22 protein-coding genes and 1 other annotated feature are annotated in these 26016 nt (G+C 49.6%); of the genes, 14 read left to right on the forward strand and 8 right to left on the reverse strand.

Features of this window, described 5'->3' with window-relative positions; genetic code table 11:
- Window positions 1-61 precede the first annotated feature (61 nt).
- The 4 genes from frdD to frdA are packed head-to-tail and all read right to left on the reverse strand — an operon-like array spanning window position 62 to window position 3388.
- Window positions 62-406 (reverse strand): fumarate reductase subunit FrdD, encoded by a 345-nt coding sequence (gene frdD, locus ACESOH_RS06645; RefSeq protein ID WP_373100449.1) that lies wholly within the window; start codon window positions 404-406, stop codon window positions 62-64.
- Window positions 407-417: 11 nt separating this feature from the next.
- The gene (gene frdC / locus ACESOH_RS06650; protein WP_373100450.1) at window positions 418-813 is read right to left on the reverse strand and encodes a fumarate reductase subunit FrdC; all 396 of its coding nucleotides are present in this window, start codon (window positions 811-813) and stop codon (window positions 418-420) included.
- A 12-nt stretch (window positions 814-825) separates the two neighbouring features.
- The gene (locus ACESOH_RS06655) at window positions 826-1596 is read right to left on the reverse strand and encodes a succinate dehydrogenase/fumarate reductase iron-sulfur subunit (RefSeq protein WP_032092236.1); all 771 of its coding nucleotides are present in this window, start codon (window positions 1594-1596) and stop codon (window positions 826-828) included.
- Window positions 1589-3388, reverse strand: coding sequence for a fumarate reductase (quinol) flavoprotein subunit (gene frdA / locus ACESOH_RS06660; protein WP_032092235.1), 1800 nt, complete (start codon window positions 3386-3388; stop codon window positions 1589-1591). The genes ACESOH_RS06655 and frdA overlap by 8 nt, the downstream gene beginning before the upstream one ends.
- Window positions 3389-3700: 312 nt before the next feature.
- Between frdA and epmA the strand changes: the two genes are divergently transcribed.
- The 3 genes from epmA to ACESOH_RS06675 all read left to right on the forward strand — a co-directional run bounded on the left by epmA (window position 3701) and on the right by ACESOH_RS06675 (window position 7869).
- Window positions 3701-4672, forward strand: coding sequence for an elongation factor P--(R)-beta-lysine ligase (epmA, locus tag ACESOH_RS06665; protein WP_032092234.1), 972 nt, complete (start codon window positions 3701-3703; stop codon window positions 4670-4672).
- Between the two features lie 667 nt (window positions 4673-5339).
- Window positions 5340-6398 (forward strand): porin, encoded by a 1059-nt coding sequence (locus tag ACESOH_RS06670; RefSeq protein WP_373100451.1) that lies wholly within the window; start codon window positions 5340-5342, stop codon window positions 6396-6398.
- Window positions 6399-6720: 322 nt separating this feature from the next.
- The gene (locus tag ACESOH_RS06675) at window positions 6721-7869 is read left to right on the forward strand and encodes a porin (RefSeq protein WP_373100452.1); all 1149 of its coding nucleotides are present in this window, start codon (window positions 6721-6723) and stop codon (window positions 7867-7869) included.
- 149 nt (window positions 7870-8018) lie between these two features.
- Here the strand turns inward: ACESOH_RS06675 and ACESOH_RS06680 are convergent, their stop codons facing one another.
- Entirely contained in the window at window positions 8019-8711 is a 693-nt protein-coding gene (locus ACESOH_RS06680) for a YggS family pyridoxal phosphate-dependent enzyme (protein WP_373100672.1), read from the reverse strand.
- A 168-nt stretch (window positions 8712-8879) separates the two neighbouring features.
- Window positions 8880-8996, forward strand: a sequence feature (Thr leader region).
- Between the two features lie 45 nt (window positions 8997-9041).
- Here ACESOH_RS06680 and thrA point away from each other — a divergent pair.
- The 10 genes from thrA (at window position 9042) to ACESOH_RS06730 (ending at window position 20255) form a co-directional block, all read left to right on the forward strand.
- The gene (thrA, locus tag ACESOH_RS06685) at window positions 9042-11489 is read left to right on the forward strand and encodes a bifunctional aspartate kinase/homoserine dehydrogenase I (protein ID WP_373100453.1); all 2448 of its coding nucleotides are present in this window, start codon (window positions 9042-9044) and stop codon (window positions 11487-11489) included.
- Window positions 11490-11501: 12 nt separating this feature from the next.
- A complete protein-coding gene (gene thrB / locus ACESOH_RS06690; protein WP_373100454.1) occupies window positions 11502-12446 on the forward strand; it encodes a homoserine kinase in 945 nt (314 codons plus the stop codon).
- Window positions 12447-12486: 40 nt separating this feature from the next.
- On the forward strand, window positions 12487-13764 hold the full coding sequence (gene thrC, locus ACESOH_RS06695; protein WP_373100455.1) for a threonine synthase: 1278 nt from the start codon (window positions 12487-12489) through the stop codon (window positions 13762-13764).
- A gap of 129 nt (window positions 13765-13893) precedes the next feature.
- Window positions 13894-15804, forward strand: a complete 1911-nt coding sequence (gss, locus tag ACESOH_RS06700) for a bifunctional glutathionylspermidine amidase/synthase (RefSeq protein ID WP_373100456.1) — start codon at window positions 13894-13896, stop codon at window positions 15802-15804.
- Window positions 15805-16149, forward strand: a complete 345-nt coding sequence (locus tag ACESOH_RS06705) for an ArsC family reductase (RefSeq protein WP_373100457.1) — start codon at window positions 15805-15807, stop codon at window positions 16147-16149. It abuts the gene before it with no gap.
- Window positions 16150-16176: 27 nt separating this feature from the next.
- Window positions 16177-17319, forward strand: a complete 1143-nt coding sequence (dapE, locus tag ACESOH_RS06710) for a succinyl-diaminopimelate desuccinylase (protein WP_373100458.1) — start codon at window positions 16177-16179, stop codon at window positions 17317-17319.
- Window positions 17320-17375: 56 nt separating this feature from the next.
- Window positions 17376-18065: a M15 family metallopeptidase gene (locus ACESOH_RS06715; RefSeq protein ID WP_373100459.1), complete on the forward strand. Its 690-nt coding sequence runs from the start codon at window positions 17376-17378 to the stop codon at window positions 18063-18065.
- 185 nt (window positions 18066-18250) lie between these two features.
- Window positions 18251-18874, forward strand: coding sequence for an ADP-ribose diphosphatase (gene nudF, locus ACESOH_RS06720; RefSeq protein WP_373100460.1), 624 nt, complete (start codon window positions 18251-18253; stop codon window positions 18872-18874).
- Between the two features lie 154 nt (window positions 18875-19028).
- Window positions 19029-19859 carry a 3',5'-cyclic-AMP phosphodiesterase gene (gene cpdA, locus ACESOH_RS06725; protein ID WP_373100673.1) on the forward strand — a complete coding sequence of 277 codons (831 nt, stop codon included), beginning with the start codon at window positions 19029-19031 and terminating at the stop codon, window positions 19857-19859.
- A 102-nt stretch (window positions 19860-19961) separates the two neighbouring features.
- Window positions 19962-20255, forward strand: coding sequence for a DUF3861 domain-containing protein (locus tag ACESOH_RS06730; protein ID WP_032092222.1), 294 nt, complete (start codon window positions 19962-19964; stop codon window positions 20253-20255).
- A 49-nt stretch (window positions 20256-20304) separates the two neighbouring features.
- Here the strand turns inward: ACESOH_RS06730 and ACESOH_RS06735 are convergent, their stop codons facing one another.
- Entirely contained in the window at window positions 20305-21480 is a 1176-nt protein-coding gene (locus tag ACESOH_RS06735) for an FAD-dependent monooxygenase (protein ID WP_373100674.1), read from the reverse strand.
- A 223-nt stretch (window positions 21481-21703) separates the two neighbouring features.
- Here ACESOH_RS06735 and miaB point away from each other — a divergent pair, with 223 nt between their 5' ends.
- Entirely contained in the window at window positions 21704-23128 is a 1425-nt protein-coding gene (miaB, locus tag ACESOH_RS06740; protein WP_373100461.1) for a tRNA (N6-isopentenyl adenosine(37)-C2)-methylthiotransferase MiaB, read from the forward strand.
- A 47-nt stretch (window positions 23129-23175) separates the two neighbouring features.
- On the opposite strand, the gene rnb is transcribed toward miaB, so the two are convergent.
- Both rnb and ACESOH_RS06750 read right to left on the reverse strand, forming a co-directional pair.
- Window positions 23176-25155 (reverse strand): exoribonuclease II, encoded by a 1980-nt coding sequence (gene rnb / locus ACESOH_RS06745; protein ID WP_373100462.1) that lies wholly within the window; start codon window positions 25153-25155, stop codon window positions 23176-23178.
- 72 nt (window positions 25156-25227) lie between these two features.
- Entirely contained in the window at window positions 25228-26016 is a 789-nt protein-coding gene (locus tag ACESOH_RS06750; protein WP_373100463.1) for an enoyl-ACP reductase FabI, read from the reverse strand.

The raw sequence follows: 26016 nt of genomic DNA on the forward strand, positions 1-26016 counted from the left end.
CGCCGTTTAGGCAATAAAAAACCCTTTCATTGTTGAAAGGGTTTGTCATTTTGGGACTGTCTTAAATATTAAATACTGCGAACAGCGTTAATACCGAATACAGCGTCGCCAGTCCGTAGAAAATCACACTGCCGGCAGGAACATGCACTTTGAAATCATGCAGCCCTAAATGGATACGGTGAATGCCGCACCATGCCGGGAAAATTAACAGCGCGAGAATCGCGAGTTTGCCGATCCAAGTGTGGGCGAAAGCAATAATATTATCCGGTGTGGCTAAGCCGAACGGCAGCAGAAAACCGATAATTAAGACTAAAACAGGAAAAAATACCGCACTTATGGCACCGCCGGCACCGAATAGCAGCCAGACGACCGGTTCATTTGAACGTTTTGGAGTGAGTTTGTCCATGTTATTTCTCCCTACACCAGAATTAAGGCGATGATACTGACTAATGCCGTCACACCCCAGAAAATACGGGATACCAGTTTCGCATCAAGGCGTTCGTTTTTGACGATGACGTTCATCATCTGCGGCGCCATATTAAAGAAGGTGAAACTGTGCAGTAATGCCGCACCTAAGGTAATGATATTTAAAATCACGACGACCGGATTTTGTAAGAACGTGATGAACGTCGTACCGAATGTGCCGTTGCTTAAACAGACTAATCCGTAGAAGAGTTCTAAACAGAACCATACGGTCGGCACGGAAGTGCTTTCACGCAAGACATAGAATTTGTAAAAATCTAACTTTTTCCACCATGTCGCTTTGACTTCACGCACATATTTTTTGCGTTTGCTTGCTACTGTTGTTGTCATTTTACTGTCTCCTTAGCTTTGCGGTTTTAACATTGCAAAAACATAGTCTTTCGCACTTTCGATTTTACCTTGGTTAACTCCGGAGGCCGGGCCGACATGTTTCGGGCATACCTCGGAACAATAACCGACGAAAGTACAGCTCCATACGCCGTTTTTACCGTTAAGGATTTTCATACGTTCCGCTTTACCGTGATCGCGGTTGTCAAGGTTGTAACGCAGCGCAAGTGTCAGTGCCGCCGGGCCGACGAATTCCGGATTCAAACCGAATTGCGGGCAGGCCGCATAACACAGACCGCAGTTAATGCACATTGAGAACTGGCGGTATTTTTCCAGCTGCGCCGGTGTTTGTTTGGTTCGGCTTTTGGCAAGCTCAGCGGACGGATGCGGTTTGCCGTCCAGCTCCGGCGCCTGATTACCGATAATATAAGGTTTAATGCTTTCCAGACTTTCGATAAAGTGACTGAGATCCACTACCAAATCGCGTTCGATCGGGAAGTTGGCCAACGGCTCGATCCGCATATGTCCGCTGTAATCGCGCAGGAAAGTTTTACAGGCCAGTTTCGGTTTGTCGTTGACCATCATACCGCAGGAACCGCAAATCGCCATACGGCATGACCAGCGATAGGATAATTCCGGTTCCAGTTTATCTTTAATATACCCCAACGCATCCAATAACGAAGTCTGGCTGTCATAAGGGACCTGATAGGTTCTTAAGTACGGTTCTTTGTCCGTTTCAGGATTGTAACGCAATACTTCGACATTCATAATTGCTTGATTAGCCATTTGCTTGCTCCTTAGCTTTCGCAGCCGCTTCCTCAGCTTCTGCTTCCGCACCGTAAACACGTTTTGCCGGTTGAGATTTGGTAATCTTCACATCGCTGTATTCGATACGCGGCGCACCGCCTTCATTGTAAAATGCCAGCGTGTGTTTTAAGTAATTGACATCGTCGCGTTCGGTATAGTCTAAGCGTTGATGCGCACCGCGGGATTCTTTACGCTCGATCGCAGAATTGGCGATAGACTGCGCAACATCCAGAATATAACCCAATTCGACGGTGTACAGCACATTCGTGTTAAAGACGCTTGAACGGTCGGCAATACGGATATGTTTATAACGTTCTTTCAGTTCGGCGATTTTATCGACGGTCTGCTGCATGCTTTCCTGAGTACGGTAAATACCGCAGCCTTCTTCCATGGAATCGCCCATTTCGTCACGAATCTGCGACCAGGATTCATTACCTTCCTGATTGTATAAATCCTCTAATCGGCGGACAACATCTTTTGCCTGCGCATCGACCGCACTTTGGTTAGCCGGTGCGGCTTCGGCGGCGCGTTGTGCGGCATATTCGCCGGCAACGCGGCCTAATACCACCAGTTCCGCCAGCGAGTTGGAACCTAAACGGTTGGCACCGTGTAAACCGGAGGAGGCACATTCGCCCACCGCAAATAAGCCTTTAATACGGGTTTCGCTGTTGAAATCCACTTCAATACCGCCCATGGTATAGTGCACCACCGGGCGCACCGGAATCGGCGCTTTTGCCGGATCGACGCCTTCATAAGCGCTGGCCAGTTCACAGATAAACGGTAAACGTTCATGCAAATATTTTTCACCCAAGTGGCGCAGGTCAAGGTGGACGACATCCACGCCTTTTTCGGTTTTCAGGGTATTGCCTTTACGCCATTCCTGCCAGAATGCCTGCGAGACTTTATCGCGTGGGCCTAATTCCATATATTTGTTTTCCGGTTTGCCGATCGGCGTTTCCGGGCCCAGACCGTAATCCTGCAAGTAACGGTAGCCGTCTTTATTAACCAGAATACCGCCTTCGCCGCGGCAGCCTTCGGTCATCAAAATACCGGTGTTCGGCAGACCGGTCGGGTGATACTGAACGAATTCCATATCACGCAGCGGCACGCCGTGGCGGTAAGCCATGGATAAACCGTCGCCGGTAACGATACCGCCGTTGGTATTGAAGCGGAATGCGCGACAACCGCCGCCGGTAGCGATCACCACGGCATTGGCATTGATTTGCACTAAGGTGCCTTCCATCATATTCATCGCGACCATACCGCGGGCATGACCGTCGTCAACCAGAATATCTAATACAAAATGTTCGTCGAAACGCTGAATCTGAGGGTATTGAATAGAGGTCTGGAAAAGGGTATGCAATAAGTGGAAGCCGGTTTTATCCGCGGCGAACCAAGTGCGTTCGATTTTCATCCCGCCGAAACGGCGCACGTTCACATCGCCGTCCGTTTTACGGCTCCAAGGGCAACCCCAGCGTTCTAATTGAGTCATTTCAACCGGAGAATGCTGAACGAAATAGTCAACCACATCCTGTTCGCACAGCCAGTCGCCGCCGGCAACTGTGTCGTGAAAATGTTTATCGTAAGAATCTTCTTCCTTAATCACCGCTGCGGCACCGCCTTCTGCTGCTACAGTATGGCTGCGCATAGGATAAACTTTTGATACTAATGCGATTTTTAAATTAGGATTGGCTTGTGCCGCCGCAATCGCTGCACGTAAGCCGCCGCCGCCGGCACCGACAATCGCAATATCGACATTAACAGTTTGCACGATATTCCTCCAATAAATGATGAGAGTAAAAAATAAAGATTTCGAACCGAGCGAAATCAATAACGGGTGAAAATATTCTGCCATGCTTTTGGGCGAGCGCTAACTGTTTTTTTACAAAATGGCGGAAGAAAAGTTCAGTTTCGTGATCTAACTCAAAAAGTTAGAAATTTGTTAATAGCCGATTTTATGACAGATGATAACTGATATCATTTGAATGCCTAAAATACCGGCGGCACATTAAATCATTGGTTTTTAGCCTGCCTGATTTCGGGTAAAATAACGCACATCATTTTTATACGGAACACATCAATTATGCTTTTAGAACCTCAATGGCGTCCGTCGGCATCCATCAAAAATCTGCTTGCCCGGGCTAAAATTATCGCCGAAATCCGCCGCTTTTTTACCGATCGCGGATTATTGGAAGTGGACACACCGGTATTAAGCGAGTTTGGCGTCACCGATGTGCATCTGGCGTCTTTCTGTACGGAATTTATTTCGCCGTTTCATGATCAATCCAAAACCTTATGGCTTTCGACCAGCCCCGAATATCATATGAAACGGCTGCTGGCAGCGGGCAGCGGAGCGATTTTTCAGTTATGCAAGGTGTTTCGCAACGAAGAAGCGGGGCGTAAGCATAATCCCGAATTTACCATGCTGGAATGGTATCGGCCGTATTTCGATATGTATCGCCTGATTGACGAAGTGGATGATTTGCTACAGCAGATTCTGGATTGCGAAGCGGCGGAAAATTTCAGTTATCAGTTTATTTTTCAGGAATATGTCGGTCTTGATCCGTTGTCTGCCGAACAGCACGAGCTGGTTGAAAAAGCCAAAGCGTTTCATTTAGCCGGTGCTGAAAATGAAGATCGCGATACCTTATTGCAGTTTTTGTTCAGCACGGTGGTCGAGCCGAAAATCGGCCTGCAAAGACCGGTGGCGGTTTATCATTTCCCGGCGACACAGGCGGCGCTTGCACAAATCAGTTCGGAGGATCACCGCGTGGCCGAACGGTTTGAATTCTATTATAAAGGGCTGGAGCTGGCGAACGGCTTTAACGAATTAACCGATGCCGGCGAGCAGCAGCGGCGGTTTGAGCAGGATAACCGGTTAAGAGAAAAAGCCGGTTTACCGCCGCATAAAGCCGACGAACGTTTTCTCGCCGCCTTGCAGGCCGGCGTGCCGAATTGTTCCGGCGTCGCATTGGGGGTTGACCGGCTGGTAATGTTGGCGTTAGGCGCCGAGAAAATCAGCGAGGTCATCGCGTTCGGCATTGATAATGCGTAATTCGCCGGCAGCGGATTCTAACGAAAAACCGACCGCACTTTTTAACAGTTTTGGCGGGATAAAAGTGCGGTTCGTTTTCAGCCCGTATATTGTTTTTTTCTTATCAGTACCTTTCTTTTAAAAATCCAATCAAATGAGCGGCGAAACTGTGACGCAGTTCACGGAATCTAAGTGCGGTTTATTTTTTATCAATAAAATAAATTTCTGATGAAATTTTATTCTGACACGGCATAGAATATTGCTTATTTTTCAACCTGTTATCCGCACAATTAAAATGTGATCCGTCTCACAAAAATGAATTAAACATTTATAAAAATAAGTTGTTTTGAAATTTAATTTCATTAGATTGCCTGTTTAAATGTGAATTTTATTAAATATCAATGAGATAAATGATTTCTATTGCATGACTTGAGGAAAATTAATAATAAAAAATGTGATCGGGATAACATTTTAAAATGTGTTTTTTAAGCTTTGAATTTTTATAACTTATTGTTTTAATTTATGTTTATAAAAATGACAAAAAGTTCCCGCACTTTTGACATTGGAAAATAACTTACTTATATTATTTCCGACAGAAATTATTCTGGAACTTAGTTTTATCAGTCGGTTGAATTTTATTATTCAATCAAAAATAAAAACACTCCTCTGAAAATTAAGGAAGTAAGTTATGAAAAAGACGCTTATCGCACTAGCAATCGCAGCCGTCGCCTCAACCGCAGCCAATGCGACGGTAATTTATTCACAAGACGGGACTAAAATTGATTTGGACGGTCGTGTTGCATTACAAATCGCGAATCAAACCGGTAAACGTACTGATTTACTTGATAAAGGCTCACGCCTCCGTGTCCGCGCGTTCCAGGAAATCGGTAATGGTTTTACCGCATTGGGCGCGGCTGAAATCCGCTTTACGCAAAACGGTACTGTCGGCGACGGCATTCATACCAAACGTTTATTTGCCGGTTTAACCCATGCGGATATCGGTTCATTGACTTTCGGTCGTCAGTTGACCGTCGGTGACCACATCGGTTTATCGGATTACACCTATGAATTAGGCTCCATTGTGAAAGTCGTGGACGCCCATAACAAAGCGGCGCATTTTATGTCCGCCGAATTTAACGGCTTCCGTTTCGGCGCCGATTATTACTTTGGTAATGCGGATAAAACTTATGTAGAAAAAGATAAAGATGGAAATGTTACTAAAACCGGATATTCTGCGGATAACGGTCAAGGCTTCGGTTTAGGCGCATTCTATAAAACCAAAATCGATGAATTCGGCTTTGCGGTAGAAGGCGGTTATAGTGAATTGACAAAAGGCGATTTCAAGGCGAATGAATATAAGGCAAAAGGCGCCGGTGCGGCAATCGAACTGTCTTACGGCCCGGCGGCGTTAGCGTTCGACTGGTCGCAGGCAAAATCTCCGGTAGGACATTCCGATCATAAATTCCGTGTCGGTGACGTCAAAAATGAAAAAGTTGATCAATTTGAAGTTGGTTTCAAATATCATGTCACACCGCAAAATAAAGTTTATGCGGAATATCTATGGGGTATCGGTAAAACTCAAGGAGAGGAAAACGATAAATTCAAAGGCTGGTTCTTAGGTGCGGATCACCATTTCAACAAACATGTTATTCTGTATGTGGAAGGCGGTTCGTTTAAAACTAAAAATGCCGGCGAAACGGTTGAAAAAGAAAAACGTATTGCATTAGGTACTCGTATCTTATTCTAATTTTCGCATTTGCTATCAATGTCCGATTCTGCCCGTAACTGTGCTTGGTTACGGGCTCTTTTTCGGCTAATCGGCGGTTAAAAATAAATAATTATTAAGTTTTGGGGGAATTGATTGGTTTTTATCCTGAAAAGCGCGAGTTCTTTTTAGAATTGTGATCCTGATCACTAAATTAAGTGAACTTTTTATCGACAGCATTGACACCGCTATATTTCTTTGCCAATATACAGCTGCTTCAAACGAGGTGGGCTTTGACATTTCTTTTAACGGAAAGTTTCAGCTTTAATTGTTATAACAACTTAATTCTGAAAGGAATTGTATTATGAAAAAGACATTAGTAGCATTAGCAGTGGCAGCTGCAGCAGTATCAGCAAGCGCGACAACAGTTTATAGTAATGAAGGTACAACCTTCGATATCGGTGGTCGTGTTGATGTTGCATTAGGTAAATTCGGTGACAACCAACGTGGTGATTTACGTAATAATGAATCTCGTATTGATTTCCATGCAGAACATCAGATCACAGACGGCGTTAAAGCATTAGCGCATTTGCGTATCCGTTTTAATGAAAATGGCGACCGTTGGGACAGCAAAAACAGCTTTAACGATCCGACAACCAATAAATTATGGGCTGGTTTACAGGCGGACAATATCGGTCGTTTAACTTTCGGTCGTCAGAATACCAGCGGTGATGATGTACAGCTGAATGACCCGACTTATCTGTTCGGCGGCAACAACAACTTAACCGACGGCGGTAAAAAAGTGGTCACATTCCGTTCCGCCGATTTTGAACTGGCACAGGGTCAGACTTTAACTCTCGGACTTGATTACCTATTCGGTCAATCTAATAAAGATAACTTGAAAGCTGGTGAACTGAAACACGGTTACGGTGCTGCGTTATTCTATAACGGTCAATACACTGAAGATCTGAGCTTAGAATTAAATGCCGGTGCAACCTTTGATAAATTTGATGCCGTTCAACCAGCTATTGGTGCGAACACTGCCGGTGCTCAAGAGAAAAAATCCTGGCGTGTCGCTTCATTATTACATTACGGCCCGGCTGCATTAGGTGCCGAATACGGTCAATCGACTTATAAAAATGTGGCTAATTTAGATACCGATTCGACTGACGGTAAAGCGCGTTTCTTAGAAGTGGGCGCACAGTATCAGGTATTGCCGGAATCAAAAGTTTACCTGCAATGGCAGCGTAATGAATTCAAAGGCAGAACAACAACAGACTTTGAAACCGATTACAGCTTAGCGAAAGCCGCACTTAGCAATGTGACATTAAACGACGGTGATAAAGCGCTACAGAACGTTTATTTAATCGGTGCCGATTATGCGTTCACTAAAAATGTAGTGACTTATGTTGAATATGCGCACAGCCGTGTGAAATTAACTGAAGCCGGTGTTGACGAAGCAACTAAAGACAACGAAAACTTCTACGGTGTAGGTTTACGCGTTTACTTCTAATCGCTTAAACTTGTGATAATAACTAAGCCGCTCATTGAGCGGCTTTATTTTTGCCTAAAAATAACGACTATTACGGCAGCATTTCGTGACAACTTATTTTTTGGAAATAAAAAACCTTGCCGTTCCGGTTTTTGAGGTTTTACAGCCGATCAGCCGCGTTGACCGAAAATGGCGGTGCCGATTCTGACCATGGTGGAACCGCACTTTATGGCGCTCGGCATATCATCGCTCATGCCCATTGACAGCGTATCGATCGGCGCGTCGGGCAACGCTTGTTGCAATTGCAAAAACAGCGCGTGCATTTTAGCGAAAGCCTGCTCCTGCAAGGCGATATTGTCCGTCGGCGCCGGAATCGCCATTAAACCGCGCAGGCATAAGTGCGGTAAGTTTTGCACCTGTTTTGCCAGCGTGAGCATCTCTGCCGGTTGAATACCGGATTTACTGCGTTCATCGCTGATATTAATTTGAATTAAAACGTTTAACGGCGCTTTAAAGTGCGGGCGCTGCGCATTCAGGCGCTCGGCGGTTTTTGCCCGATCCAGCGTTTGCATCCAGTCGAAATGCTCGGCCACCAGCCGGGTTTTATTGGATTGCAGCGGGCCGATAAAATGCCATTCCAGCGGGATATTCTGCTGTTCGAAAAACAGGATTTTCTCCACGCCTTCCTGTACATAGTTTTCGCCGAATGCGGTTTGCCCGGCTTGACAGGCGGCTAAAATCGCTTCAACCGGTTTGGTTTTGCTCACCGCCAGTAAACGCACCTCGTCGGCACTGCGCTGCGCCAGCCGGCAATGCTGTGTGATTTGCCGGTGAATTTGATTAAGATTTTGCTGAATATTCATCATAGACGTTTTATCGGTTAAATAGAGAATCAGGCGCTATTTTACAGGATTTACAATAAAGAAGGGAAATTTATCTTATTTATTCATTTTCCGTTTGACAAGCGACGAAAATTTCGGTATTTCTAACGCATTCGTTTTTATGAAGGAAATAACGCAATGACACACCGCACTTTCGCTATGACCACCACCATTATTATGATGACCATTACGATGACTAATGGGGCGGGTTAGTGCGTTAAAAACAGAATTGATAAAACCCGCATACAAAGTGCGGGTTTTTTTATCGCAGTTTTTCAGATTAACTTTATACACAACATTCAGGAGATTATTATGCGCGTACTTAAATTCGGCGGTACCTCTTTGGCTAATCCCGAACGGTTTTCACAGGCGGCACGGCTTATTGAACAGGCCCATTTAGACGATCAGGCGGCCGGCGTGTTGTCCGCACCGGCCAAAATTACCAACTATCTGGTCGCCCTTTCCGAGAAAGCCGCTCAAAACCAACCTACCGAAACCGATTTTAATCAAGCTTTAGAGATTTTTTATAACATCATCAATGGATTACATGCGGAAAATACAAATTTTGATTTAGCCGCGACAAAAGCGTTCATTGATGCCGAATTTGCGCAGATTCAGGGATTGCTGGACAATATCAGACAAAACGGCCGTGTTGAAGACGCGGTAAAAGCCACCATTGATTCACGCGGTGAGAAATTATCCATTGCCATGATGAAAGCCTGGTTTGAGGCGCGCGGTTATCGCGTAACGTTAATCAATCCGGTGGAAAAATTGTTGGCGCAGGGCGGTTATCTGGAATCCTCCGTAGATATTGACGCCTCCGCCACACGGGTGAACGCCGACGCGATTCCGAAAGACCATGTTGTGTTAATGGCCGGCTTTACCGCCGGTAATGATAAAGGCGAACTGGTGCTGCTGGGGCGCAACGGTTCCGATTATTCCGCCGCTTGTCTTGCCGCCTGCCTGAAAGCGAAAGTTTGTGAGATCTGGACGGATGTGGACGGCGTTTATACCTGTGATCCGCGTTTGGTGCCGGATGCGCGTTTGCTGCCGAGCCTGTCTTATCGTGAAGCGATGGAATTGTCTTATTTCGGCGCCAAGGTGATTCACCCGCGCACTATCGGGCCGCTGGTACAAGCCAATATTCCCTGTCTGATTAAAAATACCGGCAATCCGGACGCGCCGGGTTCCGTTATTGACGGCGAAGTTAAAGCGGAAGGATTGCAAGTGAAAGGCATCACCAATCTGGATAATCTGGCGATGTTTAATGTTTCCGGGCCGGGCATGCAGGGCATGGTCGGTATGGCATCACGGGTATTTTCCGCCATGTCGAAAGCCGGAGTGTCGGTGATTCTGATTACTCAATCCTCATCGGAATACAGCATCAGTTTTTGTGTGCCGGTTAAAGCGATCGACACCGCACGTTGCGCGCTGGAAAACGAATTCGCACAGGAACTGAAATCCGCCGCACTGGAACCGATTGAAGTCATCAAAGATTTATCCATTATTTCCGTGGTCGGCGACGGCATGCGACAGGCAAAAGGCATTGCGGCGCGTTTCTTCTCGGCGCTGGCGCAGGCAAATATCAGTATCGTGGCCATCGCGCAAGGCTCCTCCGAACGCTCCATTTCCGCCGTGGTGGCGCAGAATAAAGCCATTGAAGCGGTGAGATCCACCCATCAGGCGTTATTTAATAATAAAAAAATCGTCGATATGTTTCTGGTCGGCGTCGGCGGTGTGGGCGGCGAATTAATCGAGCAGGTAAAAAACCAAAAGGAGTATCTGGCAAAAAAGGACATTGAAATCCGTGTGTGCGCATTAGCCAACTCAAACAAAATGCTGTTGGATGAAAACGGATTAAATTTAGATAACTGGCAGGCGGATCTGGAAAATGCCACGCAACCGTCGGATTTCGACGTATTGTTATCCTTTATTAAACTGCATCATGTAGTCAATCCGGTGTTTGTGGACTGCACCTCGGCGGAAAGCGTATCCGGTTTGTATGCGCGCGCGCTAAGCGAGGGTTTTCATGTGGTGACTCCGAACAAAAAAGCCAACACCCGCGAGATTGAATATTATAATCTGCTGCGCGAAAATGCGCGTAAAAATCAGCGTAATTTTCTGTATGATACCAATGTGGGCGCCGGGTTGCCGGTGATTGAAAATTTGCAGAACCTGCTTGCCGCCGGCGATGAAGTGATCCGCTTTAACGGGATTTTATCCGGTTCGTTATCCTTTATTTTCGGCAAATTGGAAGAGGGTTTATCCTTATCGGAAGCCACCGCACTGGCGCGCGAAAAAGGCTTTACCGAACCGGATCCGCGTGATGATCTGTCCGGTCAGGATGTGGCGCGTAAATTATTGATTCTGGCGCGCGAAACCGGTCTGCCGCTTGAACTGGCGGATATTAACGTGGAAAGCGTGCTGCCGCAAGGGTTCGCCGCGGGCAAATCGACGGAAGAATTTATGGCGCTGCTGCCGCAGTTGGATGACGAATTCCGCGCCCGGGTGGAAAATGCCCGCGCGCAAGGGAAAGTGCTGCGTTATGTCGGTCAGATCGAAAACGGACAGTGTAAAGTGTCCGTGCTTGAAGTGGATGGCGACGATCCGCTGTATAAAGTGAAAAACGGCGAAAACGCACTTGCATTTTATACTCGCTACTATCAGCCGATTCCGCTATTATTACGCGGTTACGGTGCCGGCAATGCGGTAACTGCCGCCGGTATTTTCGCCGATATTTTAAGAACGGTACATCATTAACGGAGAATGGCAATGTTAAGAATTTATGCGCCGGCATCCAGTGCCAATATCAGTGTGGGATTTGACACCTTGGGCGCGGCGGTTTCCCCGATTGACGGTTCCTTGCTGGGCGATGTGGTTCAGATTGATGACATAGACAGCGGTTTCGAGCTGGAAAGTGCGGGCTATTTTGTGCGTAAATTACCGAAAGAGCCGCACAAAAATATTGTATATCAGGCTTATGTGTTATTTCGCGAACGCCTGAAACTGCGCAACAGTAACGTTAAAGCCCTGCGCTTGACGCTGGAAAAAAATATGCCTATCGGTTCCGGGCTGGGTTCCAGCGCCTGTTCGATTGTCGCCGCGCTGGTGGCGTTGAACCGCTTTCATCAGGAACCCTTTTCAAAAATGGAGTTGCTGGAAATGATGGGCGAACTGGAAGGTCGGATTTCCGGCTCCATTCATTATGATAATGTCGCACCCTGTTATTTGGGCGGCGTACAGCTGATGGTGCAATCGCTCGGCAATATTTGTCAGCAGCTGCCGTTTTTCGACAATTGGTATTGGGTGCTGGCTTATCCCGGCATTGAAGTGTCGACCTCCGAAGCGCGCGCGATTTTGCCGAAAAGCTATACCCGTCAGGATGTGATTACGCACGGCCGTCATCTCGGCAGCTTCGTTCATGCCTGTCATACGCATCAGGAAGCCTTGGCGGCATACATGATGAAAGACGTAGTCGCCGAACCTTACCGCGAAGCGCTGCTGCCGAATTTTGCCGAAGTGAAACAGGCGGTGCGCGATTTAGGTGCGCTGGCTTCGGGAATTTCCGGCTCCGGCCCGACGATTTTTGCCATTGCGCCGGATCTGGCCACCGCCACCCGCCTGTCCGCTTATCTGGAACAGCATTATTTACAGAATAACGAGGGCTTCGTGCATATCTGTAAAGTGGATAATCAGGGCGCGCGCGAATTAAGCTGATTGAATTAGGGCTGACACATTTAACCGAACAGGACAAACTATGAACTTATACAATATCAAGCACCCGACACAACGGGTTAATTTCGCTCAGGCGGTTCGTCAGGGCTTAGGGAAAGATCAGGGACTTTTTTTCCCGGCTCAGATCCCGCAATTGGATAATATCGAACAATTACTGGCGCTGCCGCTGGTGGAACGCAGCCAGACGATTTTAAGCGCGTTAATCGGTGAGGAAATTCCGCGCGAACAGCTGAATCAAATGGTGCAAAATGCGTTCACATTTCCTGCCCCGGTGGTAAAGGTGGAGGAAGGAATTTATGCGCTGGAACTGTTTCATGGCCCGACGCTGGCATTTAAAGATTTCGGCGGCCGTTTTATGGCGCAGGCACTGGCGGCGGTGCGCGGCGACGGCAAAATCACCATTTTAACCGCCACTTCCGGCGATACCGGTGCGGCGGTGGCGCATGCCTTTTACGGTCTGCAAAATATTGACGTCGTGATTTTATATCCGCAGGGCAAAATCAGCCCGCTACAGGAAAAACTGTTCTGTACGCTGGGCGGCAATATCCGCACCGTGGCGGTGAAAGCGGATTTCGACGCCTGTCAGGCGCTGGTCAAACAGGCTTTTGATGATGACGCATTACGTCAGGCAATCGGGCTGAACTCGGCCAACTCAATTAATATCAGCCGCTTACTGGCGCAGGTGTGTTATTATTTTGAAGCGGTCGCACAATTGCCGCAGCAGGCTCGAGACAATCTGGTGGTATCCGTGCCGAGCGGCAATTTCGGCAACTTAACCGCCGGCTTGATCGCCAAAACCTTAGGCTTGCCGATTAAACGTTTTATCGCCGCCACCAACGCCAATGATACCGTACCGCGCTATTTAGCCGACGGCAACTGGGCGCCGCACGCGACACAAGCGACCTTATCCAATGCCATGGATGTCAGCCGCCCGAATAACTGGCCGCGGGTGGAAGAATTGTTCCGACGTAACGGCTGGCCGCTGTCCGACCTGCATTCCGCCGCGGTGAGCGATGGGCAGACGGAAGACACCTTACGCGCCATGTACGCCGCAGGCTATTTGTGCGAACCGCACGGTGCGGTGGCCTATCGCGTACTGCAACAGGATCTGCAACCGGGTGAAAGCGGACTGTTCCTGTGCACCGCACATCCGGCAAAATTTAAGGAAAGCGTAGAACGGATTCTGTCGATTCAGCTTCAACTGCCGGCGGCGCTGGATAAACATAACAGACTGCCGTTATTATCCGATACAATGGAAAACGATTTCGCCGCGTTGAAGGCATATTTACTACATAAATAAACGACAACGAAAAAAGTGCGGTCCGTTTAACGCAGGTTTTAAAAACCGGCAAAAAAACGACCGCACTTTTGTTTTTGGCACTGATTGGATCTATACTACGCCGTTATTTGCCTTTACTCGGAGCTTGCCATGTCTGAACTGTCCTCATCAGAAATTTCACCCAATATTCCCACCGATGACCCTTTCGGCAGTCTGCTCGGTTATGCGCCGGGCGGGATTGCGATTTATTCGTCCGATTACGATACGGCGGATCCCAAGGAGTTTCCCGACGATGCGGCGTTTCGCAGCTATTTGGGGCGCGAATATATGGGCTATAAATGGCAATGCGTGGAATTCGCCCGCCGTTATCTGTATTTAAATTACGGTATGGTGTTCAGCGATGTGGGCATGGCTTATGAAATTTTTTCCCTGCGTTTTTTGCGTCAGGTCATCAACGATGCGCTGGTGCCGTTGCAGGCCTTTGCCAACGGCAGCAAAAAAGCGCCGGAAGCGGGCGCGTTGCTGGTTTGGCAGGAGGGCGGCGAGTTTAAAGAAACCGGTCATGTGGCGATCATCACCGAAGTGCTGGCGGACAGAATCCGGATCGCGGAACAGAATGTGATTCATTACCGTTTACCGAGCGGTCAGCAATGGACGCGCGAGCTGCCGATGACGGTCAGCGAAGCGGGTTATCGTTTACAGGATACTTTTACCGATACGGAAATTCTGGGTTGGATGATCCAAACGGAAGATACCGCATACAGCCTGCCGCAGCCGATGCCGGCGCCGGAAACCTTGCGGATTTTAGCCCGCAGACTGGACAATCACGGTCAATTCGACGCCGAATGGCTGAATGCAACGGATCCGCTGGAAAGCCGTTATATCGCTGCGATGAAAGGACATCGGATCAATTTTTCCGATCCATACCGCTATTTCACGATTTCCGAAAGTGCGCAGCATGAACTGATCCGCGCCACCAATGAACTGCATCTGATGTATCTGCATGCCACCGATAAAGTGTTGAAAGACGACGGTTTATTGCGGTATTTCAATATTCCGAAACTGTTATGGCCGCGCCTGCGTTTATCCTGGCAGAATCGCCGTTATCAAACCGTTTCCGGGCGGCTTGATTTCTGTTTGAGCGAACGCGGGCTGAAAGTGTATGAATATAATGCGGATTCGGCCTCCTGCCATGCGGAAGCCGGTGCCATTCTCGGACGCTGGGCGCAGGTCGGCGGTTTGCGGCAGGGCAGCGATCCCGGCGCCCGTTTGCGCGATGCACTGGCCGATTGCTGGAAACATCGCGAACATGCCGCTTTGGTGCATATTTTGCAGGATAACGATAATGAAGAAGATTATCATGCGCTGTTTATGCAGTCGGCACTGACACAGGCGGGATATCGCGCCAAAATTGTACACGGCACCGAAGGGTTGCATTGGGATAAACGCGGTCGCCTGCTGGATGATGAAGATAACCAGATACTCAGCGTGTGGAAAACCTGGGCGTGGGAGACCGTGCTGGAACAGCTGCGCGAAGAAACCGGCGGGCAGGAGGTGGCGCCGCCGATCCGCACCGGCTATGCGGAAGATAACGTGCGGCTGATCGATGTTTTACTGCGCCCGGAAGTGCTGGTGTATGAGCCGCTGTGGACCGCCATTCCGAGCAATAAAGCGATTTTGCCGGTGTTATGGTCGCTGTTTCCGAATCACCGCTATTTGCTGGAATCCGGTTTTGAGCTGACGCCGGCACTGGCGCAAAACGGCTATGCGAAAAAACCGATTGCCGGTCGCTGCGGTAATAATGTGACTTTAATCGGCGACGGCAAAACCGTGCTGGACGAAACCAGCGGCCGTTTTCATCAGCAGGAGGCGATTTATCAGCAGCTTTGGTGTTTGCCTAAAGTGGAAGAGCTGTATGTGCAGGTTTGCACTTTTACCGTCGGCGGGCATTACGGCGGCAGCTGTTTGCGTTCCGATCCGAGTCGTGTTATTGTCGGCGCCAGCGACATGCAGCCTTTGCGCGTGTTGCCGGATAACGAATTTTTACAACAGGAAGGTTAAATGATTACGGTTTACGGCATTAAAAATTGCGATACGGTAAAAAAAGCGTTGCAATGGCTGGCGGCGAATCATCTTGCACATCGGCTGCATGATTATCGCACCGACGGTCTGACGCGTGACTGGCTGGTAGCAGCGGAACGCCGTTTCGGCTGGCAAAATCTGCTGAATAAGCGCAGCACCACTTGGCGCAATCTGGATCAAGAGGCGAAAAAAACGTTGTCAAAACAGACCGCACTTGAGCTGCTGCTGGCGCAGCCGACGCTGATTAAACGGCCGATTATTATGCAGGATGAGATTGCGCTTATCGGCTTTAATGAACAAGATTATGCGGCGGCGCTGAAATAATCGCCGGCGCACATAACGGGAAATAATATGAAGAACAGGATTATTGAATTAGCGCAGCAGCTGATCCGCCGACCTTCCGTCAGCCCCGACGATCAGGGCTGCCAGCAAATTATTGCCGAGCGCTTGCAGGCGTTAGGTTTCACGATTGAATGGCTGCCGTTTAACGATACCCTGAATTTATGGGCGAAACACGGTGAGGGCGTGCCGGTGGTTGCCTTTGCCGGGCATACGGATGTGGTGCCGGCGGGGGATGAAGGCCAATGGCGTTATCCGCCGTTTTCCGCGCAGATCGTCGATGATATGCTGTATGGGCGCGGCGCCGCGGATATGAAAGGTTCGCTGGCGGCGATGATTGTGGCGACGGAGGAATATGTCAACGCCCACCCGCAACATCGCGGTACCATCGGCTTGTTGATTACCTCCGATGAAGAAGCGGCCGCCAAAGACGGCACGGTGCGCGTGGTGGACACCTTAATGGCGCGCGGCGAACGGATTGATTATTGCTTAGTCGGCGAGCCGTCCAGCGCGCAGCGTCTGGGCGATGTGGTAAAAAACGGACGGCGCGGCTCAATCACCGCGAATCTGATTATTCAGGGCGTTCAAGGGCATGTGGCTTATCCGCATCTGGCGGACAATCCGGTGCATAATGCGCTGCCGTTTTTAACCGCACTGACCGCTTATCAATGGGATCAGGGCAATCGGTTTTTTCCGCCGACCAGCCTGCAAATTGCCAATATTCAGGCGGGAACGGGCAGCAATAACGTTATTCCGGGTGAGCTTTTCGTGCAGTTTAACCTGCGTTACAGCACCGAAGTTACTGATGAGATCATTAAACGTACTGTGGCGGCCATGCTGCAACAATACGGTTTAACTTATCGCATCGACTGGCAGTTGTCCGGCAAACCGTTTTTAACCGAAGCGGGCAAGCTGGTCAGCGCGGTGACCGACAGTCTGCGCGAAATCGCGCATATCGAACCGCGGCTGGAAACCGGTGGCGGCACTTCCGACGGGCGTTTTATCGCCTTGATGGGAGCAGAAGTGGTAGAACTCGGCCCGCTGAACGCCAGCATTCATAAAGTTAATGAATGCGTCAGCTGTCATGATCTGGCACTGCTGGGGCAGGTTTATCGCGCCATGCTGAACAAGCTGTTGAGCGGCGCCGAAGGCTAAATCGTGCGCAGAGACCGTTATCCGCTTAATCGAAACCACATATTCACCGAGGAACCATGACACGCGTTTTTTTTACGCCCGATATGCTGAGCGGCAAATCCCGTGCGCATTTGCAGCATTTGCCTTGTCCGTTTTCCGCCAATCATTTTCTACAGCCGCAGGCATTGCGCGCCTTTCAGGCGTTGCAGAAAAGTGCGGTGCAAAACGGCTTTAATTTACAGCCGGCCAGCAGCTTCCGTGATTTTCAGCGCCAGCAGCAAATCTGGAACGAGAAATTCTGCGGTCGGCGCAAAGTGCATGATGATCAGGGCAACGCGCTGAATCTGAGCGCACTTTCAGAATGGGAAAAGTGTGAGGCGATTTTGCGCTGGTCGGCGTTGCCGGGCGGCAGCCGTCATCACTGGGGCACGGAAATCGATATTTTTGATCCCGATTTATTGCCGGCGCAGCAAAAACTACAGCTGGAACCTTGGGAATATGAACAAAACGGGTATTTTTTCGCCTTAAGTCAGTGGCTGGCCGAAAACTTGCCGCGCTTTGATTTTGCGCTGCCGTTTATGCATTTGCCGGCGCATTTGGCCATCGGGCGCGAGCCTTGGCACATCAGTTATCTGCCGGTGGCCGAACAGGCGCGGGCACAATTCGGGCCGCAGGTGCTGCTGGCGGCCTGGCAAAATGAATTTATTGCCGGCAATGCGGTGTTAAGCGCCCATATGCCGCAGATTTTTGCCCGTTTTTTTATTTAATACAATCGGCAATATCAAGGGCGGAGAATAAATAAGCCGGATGTAATATGAGAATAAAAGGTTTACGCAGGTGAACCTTTTTTTGTGAAAAAAGTCAAACATGATCGCAGACATGGTATTTTCGCTGATCGCGTGATGCTATCCGCTCATACAAGGGCGAGAGCGATCGCTTCTAAGGATGCAAGATGAAAGACGAGCAACAGTTTACCCAGCAGGATATTGAAATTCTGAAGGAAGAAACCCTGTACAGCGGCTTTTTCCGTTTACAAAAAATTCAGTTTAAGCATAAATTATTCGCCGGCGGAATGAGCGGGGTAGTGACCCGCGAGCTGTTAGTGAAAGGGGCGGCTTCTGCGGTGATCGCCTATGATCCGCAGGCGGATAAGGTGATTCTGGTCGAACAAGTGCGCATCGGCGCTTATGATCCGCGCTTAACCCAATCGCCCTGGTTGTTGGAATTGATCGCCGGCATGGTGGAAGCGGGCGAACGGCCGGAGCAGGTCGCCCTGCGTGAAAGCGAGGAAGAGGCGGGCTTAAAGGTGGATAAATTAACTCACGCGCTGAGCATGTGGGACAGCCCGGGCGGCGTGCGTGAACGGATTCATCTGTTTGCCGGCAAAGTGGACAGCACCAAGGCGACGGGCTTGCACGGGCTGGCGGAGGAACATGAAGATATCCGCGTGCATGCGGTGAGCCGGCAGACGGCTTATCAATGGGTGTGCGAGGGAAAAATCGACAACGGCATCGCCGTGACCGGTTTGTTGTGGTTGCAGTTGAATTACCAAATGTTACAGCAAAAATGGCGTTAAAAAATGTGATATAGCTTTTATTTTTGGCACAAAGTCGGCGGCAAAACATGACAGTGTTAACATTTTTTGTATTTTACTGATGCAATTTTTTTTGAAATCCGTAAGTTATAGCACAGTTTGGAGAAAATAAGGATATTAAGGGAGGATGGATCACTTGGTAAACACTTATACACATCAGACCTCGGAGAAGGTTATACGGTTAATCCAGATTACTGATCCCCATTTGTTTAAAGAAGAAAACGGCGAATTACTCGGAATAAACACGCAGGCGAGTTTTAACCAAGTATTAACGGAAATTCGGCAAAGCGATTTTAATTACGAACTGGTGCTGGCCACCGGCGATTTGGTGCAGGACAGCAGCGGCGAAGGCTATCTGCGCTTTTGCGAAAGCGTCAAGCCGCTGCAAAAAATGGTGTTCTGGATCCCGGGCAATCATGATTTTCAGCCGAAAATGTTCGATATTTTAAATCAGAAGCAAGGCAATATCAGCCCGATCAAACATGTGCTGCTGGGCGAGCACTGGCAAATTCTGATGCTGGACAGTCAGGTGTTCGGCGTGCCGCACGGTCAGCTGGGACAATATCAGATCGATTGGCTGTTATCGAAACTGAAAGATCACCCGGAACGTTATTCTCTGATCGTGCTGCATCATCATATTTTATCCACCCATTCCGCCTGGCTGGATCAGCACAATCTGCGCAATTCGCTGGATTTGGCTTACACTTTATCGCCGTTTCGCAACGTGCGCGGCATTTTGTGCGGGCATATTCATCAGGAAGTGGACGGCGAATGGTACGGCTATCGAGTGATGGCGACGCCCTCCACCTGCGTGCAGTTTAAACCGGACAGCAACAATTTTGCCCTTGATACGCTACAACCCGGCTGGCGGGAAATCGAACTGTATGATGACGGACGTATCGTATCGCGCGTAAAACGGATCCAACACGCGGTTTTTCTACCGAATATGTTGGGCGACGGCTATTAAAAGTGCGGTAAAATTAACGCCTATTTAAAAAACGTAGCGTTTTATGACCGCACTTTGCCGGTTTTTATCATCGGCGGAAAGGGTTAATCGGAGGCAAAACATATGAAACAACATCAGTATCGCATTAACGTACAATATTTATCCGACCATGAAGGACAGCCGGTAAATCAGGACATCACGTTTGAGGCGCCGAATCATGATAATCTCTTCAATATCATCGCAATGACCGAACAACGTGAAGGATTTACGCCGGAAATGGCGCAACGCTTTGTCGTCGGTTTGAAATTGCTGGGTGAGGTTATGTTGGAAAATCGCGATAATCCGTTATTTCGCCAATTACGCCCGCACTTTATGGAAATGATGAAGGTGATAAAAGGCAAAAATAAAACGGAATAAACGCAGCCAATCGCGCAGTCGGTTGCGCGCCAATATGCTGTCTGACAAATTACAATCCCAGCGCATATTTCAACGCCTGTTTTTTCAGCGGTGCGGCTTTGTCGGCCAAGACTAAGGCGAGATTGCGGGCGATCTTTAACGGCAGCAACTCTTCTTTAAAGGCTTTATAAAATAAATCCATGCCGGACTGCATCAGCAGATTATCTGCTTTGCGTTGCCGCTGGTAGCGTGCCAGTACGTCATCGGTGGCGAAATTGTGATTTTTTTCCACCGCACTTTCGATCACCGCCAGCAGCGCTTTCACATCTTTAAAACCAAGATTGACCCCTTGCCCCGCCAGCGGGTTGATGGTGTGCGCCGCATCGCCCGCCAGCACCACGCCCTGTTTGAAATAATCCTGTGCGTGACGGCGGGTCAGGGAAAAATCCGCGGCGCGCTGCACCCGGATATGACCCAAACGCGGTGGAAATGCCAGCTGGATTTGCTGTGCCAGTTTTTCTGCCGACAGCTGGCGCAGGGCGCGGATTTTCTGTGCGCTGTCATACCACACCAAGCAGGCCTGATGACCGCATAAAGGCAAAAACGCCCGCGGGCCGCTAGGATAAAACTGCTGCCAGGTGATGTCCTGCTGCGGCGATTCGGTCTCCACTAAAATCAGCATACAATCCTGACGATATTGCCAGCCGGTCAGACCGATACCGGCAGCCCGGCGGATTTGCGAATTGGCACCGTCGGCGGCGATAATCAGCGGCGCGGCATAGCATTGCCCGTCGGCTAACAGAATCTGCCAGTTCGCACCGCACTTTTTGGCTTCGACAATCGCCGTGCCAATCGAGCTTTGCACATTGGCAAACTGGCGCACGGCCTGCCATAAACCGCGCTGCACCAGATGATTTTCCACCATATAACCGAGCTGCGGCAGGTTCAGCTCTGTGCAGTGAAAGCGGGTGGCAAAGCCGTCGATTTCCCAGGTTTCCAGCCCGCGATAAGGGCAAACCCGCATTCTCTCAATATGTTGCCAGGCGTTGAGCCGTTTGAGCAAATTAACCGAAGCGGCGCTGATGGCGGAAATGCGGATATCATAAGGCGAATCCGGCTCAAACTCGGGCAGCGGCGCACGTTCGATAATCTGAATCTGCAGCCCGAGTTTGCCCAAGCCTGCCGCGCAGGCCGCGCCGATCATCCCGCCGCCGATAATAATAATGTCTTTGGTGATTGTCATAATTTGCTCCGCTGTTGTTATGCGCCGCTCACGGTGGTGAAAAATAAGTGCGGTGATTTTTCGGGCTGTTTTTCGTTGTACCGGCGCATCGCACGTTCCGTTCGGGTGATTTTATCCTTAATGGGCGAAAGAGAAAAGAAAATCCGATTTTAACTAGCCACCATTGCCGCAAGACTGTAAAATAGCCAATCAATTTTTTATCGGATAAGACATTTTGACATAGACTATGATGCACAAATTACATATTAAAACCTGGGGCTGTCAGATGAATGAATACGACAGTTCGAAAATGGCGGATTTACTCAACAGCACGCACGGACTGGAATTAACCGATGTGCCGGAAGAAGCGGATGTGTTGTTACTCAATACCTGTTCGATTCGGGAAAAAGCGCAGGAAAAAGTGTTTCATCAGCTGGGACGCTGGAAAGAATTAAAGCAAAAAAATCCGGCGCTGGTGATCGGGGTCGGCGGTTGTGTGGCGTCGCAGGAGGGCGAACATATCCGCCACCGTGCGCCTTATGTGGATATTATTTTCGGGCCGCAAACCCTGCACCGGCTGCCGGAGATGATTAACCAAATCCGCGGCGGAAAAAGTGCGGTGGTGGATGTCAGTTTTCCGGAAATCGAAAAATTCGACCGCCTGCCGGAACCGAAAGCGGAAGGGCCGACGGCGTTCGTTTCCATTATGGAAGGCTGTAATAAATACTGTACTTACTGCGTGGTGCCTTATACGCGCGGGGAAGAAGTCAGCCGTCCGCTGGACGATGTGTTGTTTGAAATCGCCCAGCTTGCGGAGCAGGGCGTGCGCGAGGTGAACCTGCTGGGGCAGAATGTGAATGCCTATCGCGGGCCGACGCATGACGGCGAAATCTGCACCTTTGCCGAGCTTTTGCGTTTGGTGGCGGCGATCGATGGTATTGACCGTTTACGTTTTACCACCAGCCATCCGATTGAATTTACCGATGATATTATTGCGGTTTACGCCGATACGCCGGAATTGGTCAGCTTCCTGCATTTGCCGGTGCAAAGCGGTTCCGATCGGGTGCTGAATATGATGAAACGTGGTCATACGGCGCTTGAATACAAATCCATTATCCGCAAATTGCGCAAAGTGCGGCCGGAAATTCAGATAAGTTCGGATTTTATCGTCGGTTTTCCGGGCGAAACGGATCAGGATTTCGAAGACACCATGAATCTGATCGCGCAGGTCAATTTTGATATGAGCTTCAGCTTTATTTATTCCGCCCGCCCGGGAACGCCGGCGGCGGATTTCCCCGATGATGTGACGGAAGAGGAAAAGAAACAGCGTTTATACCTGCTGCAACAGCGCATTAATCATCAGGCGGCACAATACAGCCGCGCCATGCTGGGCACGGAACAGCGCGTGCTGGTGGAAGGGCCGTCGAAGAAAGATTTGATGGAATTGACCGGCCGGACGGAAAATAACCGTATTGTGAATTTTGCCGGTACGCCGGATATGATTGGTAAATTCGTGGATATTAAGATCACTGATGTGTTTACCAATTCTCTGCGCGGAGAGATTGTCCGCACCGAAGATCAAATGGGGCTGCGCGTGCTGCAATCGCCGCAGGCGGTGATTAACCGTACCCGTAAGGAAGACGAATTGGGCGTCGGCCGTTATGCGGGCTGAGCGTGGCAAGATAAAAAACGAACGGGGCGCTTAAGCGCCCCGTTTTGTTATGCGGCGATCGTGCCGATAATACTGCGGGTGTCTTCTTTGACTTCGGTCAGGCGGACAGCAATAATATCGCCGATTTTATAGCGTCTTTCGCCCTTAATATATAAGGCGATTTCATCGGCATTCAGCTGAATTTCCTCTTTGTTATTATGCAGCGCCGAGGCAGGAATAAACATCGACGCGCCGTTTTCCAGCAATTGCACCCGTAATCCGCCGCGCATTACATCCAGCACTTGCGCTTCGAATTCCGGCTGCTGCGCCGCTTTATCCGCCAGATAGCGGCAATACAGCCAGTCGGCGACATCCCGTTCCACCAAACGGTTTTGCCGGCGGGCTTCCTGTAGGCGCTGCAACACAGTTTCCGACGGTTTTTCATAAGGCTGTCCGCTCAGGGTGGCTTTAATCAGACGGTGGTTGACCATATCGGAATATTTGCGGATCGGCGAAGTCCAAGTGGCATATGCCGGTAAGCCCAGCCCAAAGTGCGGTGCGGATTGCGCTTTAAATTCGGCAAAGGTCAGAAAACGGCGCAGGCGCAGTTCCAGATAGTCGCCCTCAATCGGTTCGATATCATGGCGCATCCGGCAATAACCCGACAAGGTGGCCAGATTTTCCACGGCATAACGCTGTGTCAGTTGTACGCGGTTTTCATCGTTGGCCAGATTCGCCAGCAGGAAATTGTGCGCGGCGTCCAGATATTTTTTATCAAAACCGGCGTGGGTATTGAAAATACCGCATTGCAGTTTTTCATCCAGATATTGCGCGGCACAGATATTGGCGAGGATCATGGCTTCTTCGACAATCTGGTTGGCGACACGGCGATGTTCCGCTTTGATCGCTTGTACTTTGCCGTTTTCCGCCAGGACAAAAGTATAATCCGGTTTTTCCTTAAATAATAAAGAATAGGTTTGGCGCCACTGAATCCGCGTCAGGGTAAATTGATGCAGCTGCTGAATCTGCCGCTCGGTAAGCGCGTCGCTCGGGCGCCAGCCGTCGGGCTGCTGTTCCAGATAGGCGGAAACCGTGTGATAAGCCAGCTTGGCTTTGGATTGAACATAAGCGCAAACGAAATGCGGTTTCGCGCAAATTTCGCCCTGTAAATCCGTTTCGATATAACAGACCAGCGCCGGGCGGGTCTGGTTTTCCATTAATGAACAGCGCTCGTCAGAGAGTTCGCGCGGCAGCATCGGAATATTAAATCCCGGCAGGTAGTTGGTGAAACAACGCTGGCGGGCGTCTTTTTCGATTTGCGAATCCATACCGATATAGGCGGTCGGATCGGCGATCGCCACCACCAGTTTCCAACCGGTTTGAACGCCGTTTTGTTCGACCGCTTCGATATACAGCGCATCGTCCATATCCTGCGTGCTTTCGCTGTCGATTGTAACGAAATGAAGTGCGGTCAAATCTTCGCGCGTTTGCTCATCCTGCAGGCTATAACTGTCCGCGCCCCGCACCGGATAACGGGATTGCTGGTGGCGCGCCAGCGTAACCCACCAAGGCGCGAATTCATCATCGCCGCGGCAGATAAATTCAGTGATTTGCGCATAGAAAAAACGATCGTCACGCAGCGGATGGGTTTTTAACACGGCGACCACCCAGTCGCCTTCCTGTAATTCCGTCTGCAAGGTTTTGAGTTTATTGGCGCCGATGGGTTGATTGATTTGCGGATGATCCGCTAAAACCTGTAATTTCTTGTCTTTATTGAACCGCACTTTGGCGATAAAACGGGTCAGCATCGGTTCGATCAGTTCATCCGGTTCCGCCTGTTCCTTATCACCGACGGTGTCGATGACGGCTTTGATTTTATCGCCGTGCATCACTTTTTTCATTGCCGGCGGCGGAATAAAGTAGCTTTTTTTATCACATTCAAGAAAACCGTAGGCTTTGTCCGAGCCTTTGACGACGCCTTCGACGTGCGGTTTGCTATCGCGCAGTTGTTGTTTTAATTGAGACAGCAGGGGATTATTTTGCAACATAATATCTGTTTTTATCGGGTTATTGACAAAAAAGGGCAGACACATTGGTCTGCCCGGTAAGAAACGAAAAAATTATTCCGCACCCAGTTCGCTCATGGCGGTGATACTGAATCCGGCATCCACATGCAGAACTTCACCGGTGATGCCGGAGGCTAAATCGGAACATAAAAATGCGGCGGAATTGCCCACATCGTCGATGGTGACGGTACGACGCAGCGGGGCGGTATTTTCAAAGGTCGCCAGCATTTTCTTAAAGTTTTTAATGCCGGATGCCGCCAGCGTGCGGATAGGCCCAGCCGAAATGGCGTTGACCCGGATGCCGTCTTTACCCAGATCCGCCGCCATCACACGGGTTGCGGCTTCCAGCGAGGCTTTGGCCAGACACATCACATTGTAATTCGGAATCGCCCGTTCCGCGCCGAGATAAGTCAAAGTCAGCAACGCGGCATTCGGATTTAACAGCGGGCGAGCCGCCTGCGCCATAGCGACGAAGCTGTAAGCGCTGATGTCGTGGGCAATGCGGTAGCCTTCGCGGGTGGCGGCGTTGACATAATCACCGTCAAGCTGGTCGCCCGGTGCGAATGCGATCGCATGCACGAAGCCGTCGAATTTTTCCCAGCGTGCGCTTAATTGTTTGAAACAGTTTTCAATGCTTTCGTCGGTGGCGACATCTAAAGGCAGGACGATATCGGATTCGAATTCCCGTGCGAATTCTTCGACGCGGGCTTTTAATTTATCGTTTAAATAAGTGAATGCCAGTTCGGCGCCGGCGCGTTTCATTGCCGCCGCAATGCCGTAAGCGATGGAACGGTTGCTTGCCAAACCGGTGATTAAAATACGTTTGCCAGTTAAGAAACCCAT

This window comes from Necropsobacter rosorum, assembly GCF_964241405.1.
Taxonomy (GTDB): Bacteria; Pseudomonadota; Gammaproteobacteria; order Enterobacterales; family Pasteurellaceae; genus Necropsobacter; species Necropsobacter rosorum.